We start from the raw sequence: 12,800 nt of genomic DNA, 5'->3' as shown, positions 1-12,800 counted from the left end.
GATAGTAAAGTTACAAGAAATAGTATAATTAAAAAGAGAGAATTTCTATTTAATAAGGTAGTATTCATAGCGTGATATTTTATCTGATTGACAAATTATTAAAACTGGGCACGTAAACCAAATGTAAACGTTTTAGAATTAGGATAGACATTATCGTCAATACCGAGTATTGTAGAATTAGAACCTCCTCGTGCGTTTACTTCAGGATCCCATCCTGAATAATTTGTGAAAGTCAACAAATTTTGTGCGCTTACATAAATTTGTAACGCTTTCATCCAATCCGCTTTAAGCTTATTGAGTGGTAATTTATAGGTTAATTGGATATTCTTTACTCTCAGGTATGACCCATCCTCTACAAAACGATCTGACATCTGATATTTGGTGTAATAACTGATTTTGGGATATTTTGCAGTGGGATTATTTTCGGACCAATGGTTATTTAATACATCTTTAATCATGTTTAAGCCAAAACCATAATCATATGCATATGACATTTTACTTATGTTCAATAGATCATTTCCGTATGATCCTTGTAGAAAAAGACTCAACTCAAAGTTTTTCCATGACATATCTGAACGAAGTCCATAAATAAAATCAGGATTGGGATTACCAATATAGGTACGGTCTTCTTGGTTAAAGGCTCCATCTCCATTCAAATCTTTATATTTGATAAAACCATCTTCATCATATCCGTCTTCCTTATACCCATAAAAGATACCAATAGGTTGCCCTTCGCGTAAGATATTGACATTACCACTCAACGACAGGGCTCCTGAAGTAGGACCTAAAATATCTTCCCCATTATATAATTTCAAGACTCTATTCCGGTTAAATGAAATGTTGGTATTCACGTTCCAATAAAACGGCCCTTCGAGTAATAAAGCATCCAGACCTAATTCAAATCCTTTATTTTGGACCTTCCCGACATTTTGAATAGTGTTCGTCCAGCCCAAAGAAGAGGGGAGTCTAACCGTATTCAACAAATCCCGGGTGTCTTTTATATAATAGTCTGCTACTAGGTTCAATCGATTGTTCCAAATTCCCAGATCAATCCCGGCATTTAATTGCGAAGTTGTCTCCCATTTTAAATTCCCCGGTAATCTGTTAGTGGGAGCGAAGGTAGCATTAAGAGCATCATCAAAAACCACTTTATCTGAAGAGAGTTGATTCAATGTCACATAGGGACTAATAGCTTGGCTTCCTGTCATCCCCCAGCTAGTCCTGAATTTCAAGTTCGAAACAACAGCATTATCTTTAAGGAATTCTTCTTCCGAAATTCGCCAGGCCAAAGCTGTTGATGGAAAATATCCCCATTTGTTTCCTGCACTAAACCTGGAAGAACCATCTGCCCGGAAACTGACTGTGAGTAAATATTTATTATCCAGATTATAGTTGATTCTACCAAGATATGACAACAATAAGGATTTTGTATAATTACTCCCCGGTATACCCGGATTTTCTCCGGCAGCAAGGTTATAACTCTGAAAATCATTACTTAAGAAACCGGAACTACTACCTGATAAACTTGTATTAAGGAAATCCTGATATGTAAATCCTGCTACTGCTGATAGATGGTGGATATCTTTAAATGTATTTATATAGCTTATTGTATTCTCATTAAGCAAGCTGGTATACTGGGTTGCGCTCACACTCGCAGAACCTGTTGAACGGAAATAATTTGTAGTAGTATAGTTATCTGTTCTGTCATCTCTGTTTTCCACCCCTCCGGATATCTTAACCAGAACGTTTTGAATCGGTTTAAATTCTAAAGCCGCGTTGACCAATGCTATGTTAGCTTTAATATGGGAAGATGTTTCATAAATAAAATTAAGAGGATTGATAATATCCGTAGCAACAAACGGATATGCAATTGCCAAAGTTGTATAATCCCCGTTCTCGGTGTAAGGAGAAAGAGTCGGTGCAGCTGCTAAAGTAGAACCAATTAAAGAGGTTCCTCTAGATCCCCCGCCACTATCTTTTCTTTCTGTATCCAAACGAGAAAGAGTGGAAGATAATGTAATTCCAAAATACTTACTGAGTTCATGATCAATATTTGTCCGGATGCTATAGCGATCATAATTGCTTCCCTCAATAATCCCTTCTTGATTGAATACACTTCCTGAAATGGAATATCTAGTTTTTTCGTTACCTCCACTCACATTCAGGGAAGTAGTCAGAAGCGGAGCCTGCCGAAAAGCCAGACTTTGCCAATCAGTACCTATCCCAAAGTTCTGAATCTGATCAGAAGTAAAATACTCTTTTCCCGTATCATTCAATTGTTGGATATTATAAAAAGTGGCATATTCCTGGGCATTCATCAAATCCATCCTAGAAATAATTGATTGGAGACTATAGCTCGTTTCTAAGTCAACAATAGCTGCACCTGCCCTACCCTGTTTTGTTGTAATCAAGACTACACCGTTTGCTCCTCTTGACCCATATATTGCTGTAGCAGAAGCATCCTTAAGAATTTCAATACTTTCAATATCAGAATTGTTTAAAATAGTCTGATTCGCAATCGGAAACCCATCTATTACATATAATGGTTCATTACTCCCCTGTATGGAATTAGCTCCTCTTATCCTGATACTCATAGTTGCTCCAGGCGCACCAGAATTCTGCATGACTTGTACTCCCGGTGATTTTCCAGATAAAGCTTGCATAATATTAGTGGAGGGATAATTATTAATCTCCTCACTCCTAATCTGAGCTATTGATCCGGTAACATCACTTTTTCTCATTACTCCATATCCCACAACGACCAACTCATCCAATGCTTGTGTATCTTCCTGTAAAACAATTTCGAAACGTGTTTTACCTGCTGTATTAATATCCTGCGACAGATAACCGATATATGAAACATGGAGTGTAGCACCTTCTTCCACTTGTAAAGAAAAGTTACCGTTCACATCTGTTACCGTTCCGTTCGTGGTTCCTTTTTCCACGATATTAGCACCAATAATGGATTCTCCACTTTTATCTACAATTGTCCCGGTAATTGTAACTGTCTTTTTCTGTTGCAGAACTGCATTCTCCTTCTCTCCCGGTTTTTTCATGATATAAATCTGCCGACCGTCGATCTTATAGGTGCTCTGTGTACCTGCAAAAAGCAGATCGAGCACATTTTTGATAGACTCGTTGCTCACCTTCAAAGTGACTTTACGGTTGAGATCTATATCCTTATTGTTATAGAAGAAAACCATATCACTGGTTGCCTCAATAACTCTAATAATCTCCCTTACCGACTTATCGGTCTGATGAATGGTGATTGCCTGTGCATTTGATTCCCAAAGGGAAAATAATTGTACAGAACAGATCATAACAATGATCTGAATTCTTTTTCGCCTAAATCCGAATTTGACTTGCTTCATGACATATTAAATTAATTAAACTAAAATGATTGATTATCGATTAAACTGTATTCTGTATTCGTTGTCCTTTACACCGAAATTAAACGAAGCTATTTGTGACAGGTTGTTGAGTAAATGCGAAAGGTCTTCTTTCAGCTCCAGTTTACCCGAGCATAAAATCCCGGATGATTGATGAGGTGGGAAGATCATGGTAACATTATAATAACGGGACAACTGCTGAAGTATGCTTTCAATAGGTTCATCACGGAATATATATATGCCATCACGCCACGAAGTAAATACCTCCACATCTACTGTCTCCACACTACTCACCTGTCCGTTATAGGTATACAACTGGTTGGGAGATAAACGTGTATTTTTCCCATTCAATCTGACATCCACCGACCCGTTCACCAAAACAACCTTTCTTTGGGTATCTTCTTTATAAGCTGATACATTAAAAGATGTACCAAGTACACAAATCTCCAATTTATCCGTTTTCACCAGGAAAGGCCGGGCCTCATCCCGTTGTACCTCGGCATAAACTTCACCATCTACATATATTTCCCTTTTATGATCGGGGAAAACAGCCGGATAGATCACTGTGGTACCGGCATTTACCCACAAGGAAGTTCCGTCAGCCAGTGTTAAGGATGCCCGTTTTCCATAGGGTACATACAATTGATTATAAAATATTTCCGTGGCCATCGCATGGGTAGTTTCCTGATCCACCGCCTCGTTATTAATGGACAACGACCCAGTATTATCGTACTTTATTTCTGCATCTTCTCCCTCAATTTCAACCTGCCGGCCCTGTGTAACAATACGTATTTCACCCTGACTTGGTTGTTGATGATGTAGTTGAAATTGCGCATAATCTATCCCCTGATTATTATCTGGATACGAATAATCTTTTCTGAAAAGAAAGATGAAAGATAACCCGATGATAATTATACTACAGGCTGCAACAGCCAGGTATTTATACAGGCGAATTCCTTTTTTACGTTTATTTTTCAGCAAATTCCGGGTTATATCAATTCTTTCCCACAACTGATCCTTTCGTTCCTGCAGCACTTCATAATGGCTTTTTCTTATGGATTTCAGCAGCATATTAGCAGAAATGAATTCATTAAGATTGATCTTCCTGCTGTCAATAAGCTTCGACCAAAAGAGTTCACTCTCCTTAGAGGGAGAAATCATAGACTCGATGAAGAAATCATCATCAAGAAAATCAATATCTTTATAATTGGTATAATCTGTTCGCATTTCTTATTTATAAGCTCTTTTAGATGTATAGTCCTGTATATTAATCGGCACTCGAGGAAGATGAAACATCTTTTTTACGGATCTTGGAAACAGCACGGTGTACCAGCATCTTGACCGACTGGTAGTTAATCTGCATAATCTCCGATATCTCATCATAAGAAAGTCCTTCAATAAAACGTAAATGAAGGGCTTCCCGCTGATGCCGGGTGAGGCTCGACAATAAGCGTTTGACTAATCGTTTATTATGGGTTTTTTCCTCATTTTCAATCCATAGTTCCTGGCTGTTTTTTTCAATAAATGAGTCAGATACATCGTTTAAAATTTCCACATAACGTTTATTCGTTCGTAATAAAAATAAAATCCGATGACGAAGCACTGCTATAAGGTATTGCTGTAAATTGGAGATATTGGCAAGCCTCTTCTCATTTGTATAGACATCAATAAATACATCATGAATCGCATCTTCTATCAGGCCTGTATCGGAATGAAGCGATAGACCATAAGCATACAACTTATCCGCATACGCTCTATACATAAACGCAAGCAAATCTTCGTTTTCATCAAATACTGTATTTTGGTTGAACCGGACCTTTACAGTCTTCTTTTTCTCCATTCTTCTCAAATCTATCTCCATGATATTAAAATAATAAGGAAAAATATCGCACTGTAATCCGATTTTCCTTAGAATAACACGAATGCATGATAAATAAAGAGTTCAAAATGTAATATTAAGCATTTATTTTTAATTTATCCTCTGCCCACTTAACTTAACAAAACAGTTTGTATATAATTAAGGGCAAAATAATAATAAAAAGTATACAACTTTATTGTTAAAAAATATACTCCGGAAGACTGCCGGTCATATTCACGGCCAACTGTCCTGCAAACAACCACCCAAGTTCCAACATCTACAGGATGATTTATCCAAATGAATGGCTATATTTGTAGCATATTATTCCATTACTACTTTGATATAGATCCGAGGAAATTGATGGATTATCGAAAACGAATTACAACTTCTTTTAAATGCTATCCAAACATTTATTAATAAACTCTCATTAAAATATATGAAGATACAATTATCTCCCATTTCAGTGGCACTGTTAGCGCTGTTTTTCACGTTGCAAGTGCAAGCCCAAGAAAACTTCCCTTTTGGGCAAAACAGGGAAATCATCTCCCCTGAGATACATGCCGACAACTCCGTCACATTCCGTTTAACGGCTCCTACCGCTAACAACGTATCTGTCACAGGCGACTTCCTGGCTCCCGGGGAGGAAGCAAATATGATTAAAGATGCCGACGGGGTTTGGAGTTATACAACACATCCCCTGCCTTCCGAATTGTACACCTATGCTTTCAATGTGGACGGACTGCAGATGAACGATCCAAATAATGTGTATTACCGGCGCGACGTAGCCAGCACATTGAATGTGCTACTCGTTGGCAACGGACAGGCTGACCTCTATAAGGTGAATAGTGTCCCGCACGGTACAGTAACAAAACGGTGGTATCAATCTCCCGGCAACAACATGACCCGGAGGATCACCATCTACACACCTCCCGGCTATGAAAAGAGTGACAACTCTTATCCTGTCCTTTACCTACTGCATGGCATGGGTGGCGATGAAGAAGCATGGATGACCCTCGGACGTGCATCTCAGATAGCGGATAATCTGATAGCCCAGGGTAAAGCAGAACCGATGATTATTGTGATGCCCAATGGGAACGTGGCACAGGAAGCTGCTCCCGGCGAATCGAGCCTCGGGTTCTACAAACCGCAATTCCGTCTACCACATACTATGGACGGAAAATACGAAGAGACCTTTCACGAAATCATCCGGTTTGTCGATTCCCAATACCGCACTATTCCCGAAAAGGCGGGCCGTGCTATTGCAGGACTCTCAATGGGTGGATTTCATACCTTGCACATTTCAAGATACTACCCCAATACCTTTGATTACATGGGACTCTTCTCTGCTGCTATCATGCCGGATGAAAAGATAAAATCAAAGGTATATGACAGCATCGAGGAAACATTGGTTACACAAAAAAACAATGGCTATACCCTATATTGGATCGCCATCGGAAAAGAAGATTTTCTCTACCAGGCCAATATTGATTTCAGAAAAAAACTAGACACAATGGATTTCCCATATATTTACCGGGAATCAGAAGGCGGACATACATGGCGTAACTGGCGGATCTATCTATCGGAGTTTCTGCCGATACTCTTTAAAACCAGATAATTGATTAGTATCTATATCAACCAATTAATTAAATCCCTTCAGGGATTGTCGTCTAAGTAATATAAACAAGCAAAGAACAATCTGTATTTTTTTATTTTTTAAATAAAAAATAACTATCTCCCTTTTTCGTTTCAATGATTTAATTCATAGTTTTGTAGGGAATATCCGTATACAAAAAGGATATTCAGAGATTCTCGAACGTCCATATATGGTTTTCTTTCCGGGTAATCGGATAAACACTCTCCAGAAAAATATATAAACCGATATAAAACAACAAATTATGTCAACAACAGTCAAATTGTACTCTTTCAATCTCAGTAACACAAAGACTTATCTGTTCGCAGCGATATTTATTGTCGGCAACCTGCTCTTACCGCAGTTGGCACACCTTATACCGCAGGGTGGACTTATCTTCCTGCCCATTTATTTCTTTACACTGATTGCCGCTTACAAATATGGTATCCACGTGGGATTACTGACTGCCGTCTTATCTCCGTTAGCCAACCATCTGTTGTTCGGCATGCCACCCGCAGTCGTACTTCCGGCTATCCTCATTAAATCAGTCATTCTGGCTATTGCCGCTGCATTAGTTGCCAAACAAGCCGGGAAAGTATCACTTCTGGCTATTCTAATTGCTATCCTTGCTTATCAGTTGGTCGGAACCGGTATAGAATGGGGCATGACACAAAACTTTGCCATTGCCGTTCAGGACTTCCGCCTCGGTGTTCCCGGTATGCTTATTCAACTCTTTGGCGGTTACTTCCTATTGAGAGCAATAGCCAAAATATAAGATGATTGCAGGAAAATCATTTGAGGAAGTCATGCAAAGGTTTCGTGAGATCACCTTTCACGAAACCTTTGATATGATCGTCGCTATAGCCAACGGAGGCATCGTTCCGGCAGCGATCATCAACCAGCGACTGAATATCGCAATACAACTTCTAAAGATCAATCTGCGTGATACTGATCAGCAGCCGAGATACGATAGCCCAAAACTGGTCTCACCTATAGACTTCGATTATAAAGACAAATCGATCCTTTTAGTGGAAGATCGAATAAAAACAGGAGCTACGGTACAATACGCCATCGATCTTTTACATGGTGCCGGGCAAATAAAAACATTTGCTGTAAACGGGAAGGCCGATTATTCGCTCTATGACGAATCCTGTTTTAGATTTCCCTGGATAGTATAAACAGGATATCTCTGAACAGGACACACTCTTTCTATAGACACAATTACTATTTAAACAAACAATTATCAGGGTAAGTATGTACAAAATCACCCTCTTATTATATTGCATCGTGCTGTCGGCATCCCCGCTGGCAGCCGGAAACAGTTACTCCGGAAACGAACCGGCTGAAGCGTTAAACGACACCATCCGCCTGGATGAAGTGATTGTCACCGGTACCATGCCGAAAGTCAATCTGCGCAACCTGCCTATAAGCATATCGGTAATTTCAGGAAACCAGATTGAAGAAAGGATTCAACCCAACATTCTGCCTCTGCTGACCGAAGAAGTGCCGGGCCTGTTCATTACCCAGAGAGGTGTGATGGGTTACGGCGTGGCCAACGGGGCGGCCGGTGGGATGAGCATGCGCGGGATCGGAGGAGCGCCTACCACAGGTGTATTGGTGCTGATCGACGGACATCCGCAGTATATGGGACTGATGGGGCATCCGCTGGCCGACAGCTACCAGTCCATGATGACGGAACGGGTGGAAGTGGTACGCGGCCCGGCTTCAGTACTCTATGGTTCGAACGCCATGGGTGGCGTGATCAATATCATCACCAAAAAACAACAACGGGACGGATCGCACGGCATGGCACAGGTAATGTACGGAAGTTACAATACATTGAATGCGGAAGCATACACGGGATGGAAAAAAGAAAGATTGCACTTAGTTGGAAACATAGGATACAGCCGCTCTGACGGACACCGGGAGAATATGGATTTCGAACAGTGGAACGGCTATGCAAAAGTAGGGTATGATATTTCACGCCACTGGAAAAGTTTTGCAGATCTGAATATCTCCAATACAGAGTCTTCGAACCCTGGAATGGTCACTGCTCCTATGATCGACAACGACGCCGATATCACCCGGGGGATGACTTCACTTGCTGTCGAGAATGAGTATGCAAACACATCGGGAGCGGTAAAACTGTTTTATAACTTCGGAACGCACCGGATCAACGACGGATATGCAGAAGGAGAACAACCGAGACCCTTCCGGTTCAATTCTTCCGACCGGATGGCGGGAGTGTCACTCTACCAGTCTTATTCTTTCTTCACAGGAAATAAGACGACTGCCGGTTTTGACTATCAACACTTCGGTGGCGAGGCAAAGAATAAGTTTCCCGATGAATCCGACAATGTACAGTTAGCCGATACCTCGCTCTACAATATGGCAGGATACCTGAACCTGCAACAGACCATACTCAATAATAAACTGACGCTGAATGCAGGTATCCGGCTCGATCACCATCAGATCAACGGCTCGGAATGGATACCGCAACTGGGGGCAAGTTTCACTCCTTCGGCTACGACTGTACTGAAAGCAATCGTCAGTAAAGGATTTCGTAATCCCACCATCCGTGAGATGTACATGTTCCCACCGCAAAACCCTGATCTGAAAGCGGAGCGGTTGATGAATTATGAGGTATCACTCTTACAAATGCTGATGGATAACAGATTGAGCTTAGGCGTCAACCTATTCTATATAAAGGGCGACAACATGATACAACAACCGCAACCGAATATGGGTCAATGGGTCAATATAGGGGAAGTGGAAAACAAAGGTTTCGAGCTCAGTGCAAGTTATCAGGCAATGCCGAATCTGCGTTTTTCAGCAAATTACAGTTATCTCAACATGACCTATAAAATACTTACTGCACCTGAACACAAACTCTATGTGAGTGGTAGTTATACCAAAGGACCCTGGGGAATTTCCTCCGGAGTGCAATATATCGGGAATATTTATACCTCCCCGTCTGACACCCGGCAAGAGACCTTTGTACTTTGGAATGTCCGTGCCAATTACCAGTTACTCGATTGGCTGAATCTCTTCATAAAGGGAGAAAACCTGCTTGATCAGAAATATGAGATCAATGTCGGATATCCAATGCCGGGAGCTACACTTTTCGGTGGAGTCCGGGTGAAAATTTGATTTACTGATTTAACGATTTGATAATTTACTGATTTGAAGATTTAGGGATTCAGGGATTTTGCATTGGTAATTAGTAATTGGTAATTAGTAATTGATAATTCATAATTAGTAATTGGTAATTCCCACATTTAGTCAACCAAAATAAAAAAGAGATTATGGATAGACGGAATTTCTTACGAGCGGTAGCTCTCACAGGAGCAGCGCTTACCACAGTAAAAGAGACAGATGCGATGAGCGTACTCACCCAGTCGTTCGAAACCGCCAATGCCGCCAAAAAATATGATTTGGTAGCAGTAATGGGAGGCGAACCGGAAGCTATGTTCCGCAAAGCGATCGCCGAGATGGGAGGAATAAGCAACTTCATCAGCAAAGGCGACAAGGTATGTGTAAAACCTAATATCGGATGGGACCAGCCTGTAGAGATGGCGGCCAACACCAATCCGAAACTGGTAGAGGAAATTATCAAACAATGTTTCGATGCCGGAGCGGCGGAGGTGACCGTATTCGACCATACCTGCGACGACTGGCGCAAGTCTTATGCCAACAGCGGTATTGAAGAGGCAGCAAAAAAAGCAGGTGCCAAAATGGTGCCCGCCCATCAGGAGTCATATTATAAAACAGTTTCCCTGCCCAAAGGAAGAAGCCTGAAAACAACGAAGATACACCAGGCGATCGTGGACTGCGATAAATGGATCAATGTGCCTGTCCTGAAAAACCATGGTGGCGCCCAACTTACCATCTCTATGAAGAACTATATGGGGATTGTATGGGACAGGGGGTTTTTCCATGCCAACGACCTGCAACAGTGTATTGCTGATGTGTGTACTTATCCTAAGAAACCGGTTTTAAATATAGTAGATGCGTACAGGTTGATGAAGACCAGCGGCCCAAGGGGAAGGTCTCTCTCCGACGTGGTGCTTTCCAAAGGCCTTTTTATCTCTCAGGATATTGTCGCCGCAGACACTGCTGCTGCCAATTTCTTCAACCAGGCACGTGAAATGCCGCTCGACAAGGTAACACATATCTCCAAAGGAGAAGAACTGGGTATCGGCACAATGAAACTGGACAACCTGAATATCAGGAGACTGAGGATATAATCCTTTCCGTTCTCTTGGTCGTATAATCCGTAATATCATCTATCATCCGGTACCCGCTACCGGGTAGTACTATCCGTGCCAAATCGCCTATTACGTCACTCTTTAGGAGGAAAGCATCATGTTGAAAAGAATACGTATTACACTCTCTGTGATCTTGTTTTCGTTAATTACGCTCTATTTTTTGGATTTTAGGGAGTTTCTGCCCGATCGCATCAGCTTTCTTGCCGAAATACAACTGATCCCGGCGCTGCTGACCCTCAATATCGTTATTCTGATATCGTTGGTGGTACTCACTCTTCTTTTCGGCAGGGTTTACTGTTCATCTATCTGTCCCATGGGTGTCTATCAGGATATAGTAGCATGGTTTTCCAAAAAGCTGAACAGGAAAAAGAAATACCGGTATAGTAAAGCTAAAACCCTGCTTCGCTGGAGTGTGCTGGCAGGTACGACTGCGGCATTTATCTTCGGATTCACCTTTCTTTTGGGACTACTCGATCCTTACGGTGCCTACGGAAGAATAGTGACCCATCTGCTACGTCCGGCCTATTTAGCGGGGAATAATCTGCTGGAAATTATCTTCACCTCGTTCAATAATTATACTTTTTATAAGGTCAGCATCTATATCCTTAGCATCTTTTCTCTTGTAACCGCCCTTATTACCCTGTTAATCATAGGTTACATGGCATGGCGTAATGGTAGAACCTGGTGCAATACTATCTGTCCCGTGGGAACCACACTTGGTTTCCTGAGTAAATTCTCCCTGTTCAGGATCCGGTTCGTAGACGAAAAATGTAACATGTGCGGATTATGCGCCATGAAGTGCAAGGCTTCCTGTATCGACTCAAAAAACAAGCAGATCGATTACAGTCGTTGCGTTACCTGTTTCAACTGCATCGAAAGTTGTAACCGCGACGCAATGAAATACACCCTTGTCCGGCCGGGGAAGAAAAAAGAAACCGACGCGGTGCCGGCATATACTTATGTGAAAGAAGAGAAGCAGGTCGATAAGTCGAAACGCCGCTTCCTCTCGGCTTCCCTGGTGACGGGATTAGCGGCAGGAAAACTTATCGCACAGGAGATAATTTCCGAAGAACTGCTTCCGAGAAGGGAATTCAAACGACAAATCCCTATTGCTCCTCCGGGAACACCCACTTTCGACCACCTGCGGGAGAAATGTATCTCCTGCCACCTTTGTGTAAGCAAATGTCCGTCACATGTGATCAAACCGGCTTTTCTGGAATACGGACTTGGAGGAATAATGCAACCGAAACTCTACTTCGATCACGGCTTCTGCAATTACGACTGTACTATCTGCGGAGAAGTTTGTCCCACCGGGGCCATCCTTCCATTGACAAAAGAGGAAAAGAACCATACCCAGATGGGACAGGTACAACTGATCATTGAAAACTGCATCGTCTATTACGACGAGACAAGTTGTGGTGCCTGCTCGGAACACTGCCCCACACAGGCCGTACATATGGTTCCCTATAAAGGGATGCTGACCATCCCCGAGATCAGGCCGGAGATATGCGTGGGTTGCGGCGGTTGCGAATATGTCTGTCCCGCTATCCCTTATAAAGCCATTTATGTGGAAGGATTGCGATCGCAGAATATCATCGAGATCGAACACGAAGAAGTGGATGAGATCGTGATAGACGATTTCGGGTTCTGACCGG

9 protein-coding genes are annotated in these 12,800 nt (G+C 41.8%); 6 read left to right on the top strand and 3 right to left on the bottom strand.

Annotation, left to right across the window (positions count from 1 at the left end):
- Positions 1 to 98: 98 nt before the first annotated feature.
- Genes PSM36_RS05235 through PSM36_RS05225 form a run of 3 tightly spaced genes read right to left on the bottom strand, consistent with a single transcriptional unit; the run spans position 99 to position 5,250 of the window.
- Positions 99 to 3,371, bottom strand: a complete 3,273-nt coding sequence (locus PSM36_RS05235) for a TonB-dependent receptor (RefSeq protein ID WP_154670965.1) — start codon at positions 3,369 to 3,371, stop codon at positions 99 to 101.
- A 33-nt stretch (positions 3,372 to 3,404) separates the two neighbouring features.
- Positions 3,405 to 4,616: a FecR family protein gene (locus PSM36_RS05230; RefSeq protein ID WP_076929457.1), complete on the bottom strand. Its 1,212-nt coding sequence runs from the start codon at positions 4,614 to 4,616 to the stop codon at positions 3,405 to 3,407.
- Between the two features lie 40 nt (positions 4,617 to 4,656).
- A complete protein-coding gene (locus PSM36_RS05225) occupies positions 4,657 to 5,250 on the bottom strand; it encodes an RNA polymerase sigma factor (protein ID WP_083710935.1) in 594 nt (197 codons plus the stop codon).
- Between the two features lie 433 nt (positions 5,251 to 5,683).
- Here PSM36_RS05225 and PSM36_RS05220 point away from each other — a divergent pair, with 433 nt between their 5' ends.
- The 6 genes from PSM36_RS05220 (at position 5,684) to PSM36_RS05195 (ending at position 12,796) form a co-directional block, all read left to right on the top strand.
- Positions 5,684 to 6,862, top strand: a complete 1,179-nt coding sequence (locus tag PSM36_RS05220; RefSeq protein WP_076929452.1) for an esterase — start codon at positions 5,684 to 5,686, stop codon at positions 6,860 to 6,862.
- Positions 6,863 to 7,142: 280 nt separating this feature from the next.
- Positions 7,143 to 7,652: an ECF transporter S component gene (locus PSM36_RS05215; RefSeq protein ID WP_076929450.1), complete on the top strand. Its 510-nt coding sequence runs from the start codon at positions 7,143 to 7,145 to the stop codon at positions 7,650 to 7,652.
- Between the two features lies 1 nt (position 7,653).
- Positions 7,654 to 8,055, top strand: a complete 402-nt coding sequence (locus PSM36_RS05210; RefSeq protein ID WP_076929448.1) for a phosphoribosyltransferase — start codon at positions 7,654 to 7,656, stop codon at positions 8,053 to 8,055.
- 76 nt (positions 8,056 to 8,131) lie between these two features.
- Positions 8,132 to 10,027: a TonB-dependent receptor plug domain-containing protein gene (locus tag PSM36_RS05205; protein WP_076929445.1), complete on the top strand. Its 1,896-nt coding sequence runs from the start codon at positions 8,132 to 8,134 to the stop codon at positions 10,025 to 10,027.
- A gap of 155 nt (positions 10,028 to 10,182) precedes the next feature.
- Positions 10,183 to 11,124 carry a DUF362 domain-containing protein gene (locus PSM36_RS05200; protein ID WP_076929443.1) on the top strand — a complete coding sequence of 314 codons (942 nt, stop codon included), beginning with the start codon at positions 10,183 to 10,185 and terminating at the stop codon, positions 11,122 to 11,124.
- Positions 11,125 to 11,242: 118 nt separating this feature from the next.
- Positions 11,243 to 12,796: a 4Fe-4S binding protein gene (locus PSM36_RS05195; RefSeq protein ID WP_076929441.1), complete on the top strand. Its 1,554-nt coding sequence runs from the start codon at positions 11,243 to 11,245 to the stop codon at positions 12,794 to 12,796.
- The last annotated feature ends 4 nt before the right edge of the window (positions 12,797 to 12,800 follow it).

Origin of the sequence: Proteiniphilum saccharofermentans, assembly GCF_900095135.1 — a bacterium.
GTDB classification, from domain to species: Bacteria; Bacteroidota; Bacteroidia; order Bacteroidales; family Dysgonomonadaceae; genus Proteiniphilum; species Proteiniphilum saccharofermentans.
The sequence above is the reverse complement of the archived record's forward strand: the minus strand, read 5'-3'. Positions and strand labels throughout refer to the sequence as shown.

Bases quoted from the DNA above. Each gene is read 5' to 3' on its own strand.
- PSM36_RS05235 (WP_154670965.1), bottom strand. From the start codon at position 3,371: ATGAAGCAAGTCAAATTCGGATTTAGGCGAAAAAGAATTCAGATCATT.
- PSM36_RS05230 (WP_076929457.1), bottom strand. From the start codon at position 4,616: ATGCGAACAGATTATACCAATTATAAAGATATTGATTTTCTTGATGAT.
- PSM36_RS05225 (WP_083710935.1), bottom strand. From the start codon at position 5,250: ATGGAGATAGATTTGAGAAGAATGGAGAAAAAGAAGACTGTAAAGGTC.
- PSM36_RS05220 (WP_076929452.1), top strand. From the start codon at position 5,684: ATGAAGATACAATTATCTCCCATTTCAGTGGCACTGTTAGCGCTGTTT.
- PSM36_RS05215 (WP_076929450.1), top strand. From the start codon at position 7,143: ATGTCAACAACAGTCAAATTGTACTCTTTCAATCTCAGTAACACAAAG.
- PSM36_RS05210 (WP_076929448.1), top strand. From the start codon at position 7,654: ATGATTGCAGGAAAATCATTTGAGGAAGTCATGCAAAGGTTTCGTGAG.
- PSM36_RS05205 (WP_076929445.1), top strand. From the start codon at position 8,132: ATGTACAAAATCACCCTCTTATTATATTGCATCGTGCTGTCGGCATCC.
- PSM36_RS05200 (WP_076929443.1), top strand. From the start codon at position 10,183: ATGGATAGACGGAATTTCTTACGAGCGGTAGCTCTCACAGGAGCAGCG.
- PSM36_RS05195 (WP_076929441.1), top strand. From the start codon at position 11,243: ATGTTGAAAAGAATACGTATTACACTCTCTGTGATCTTGTTTTCGTTA.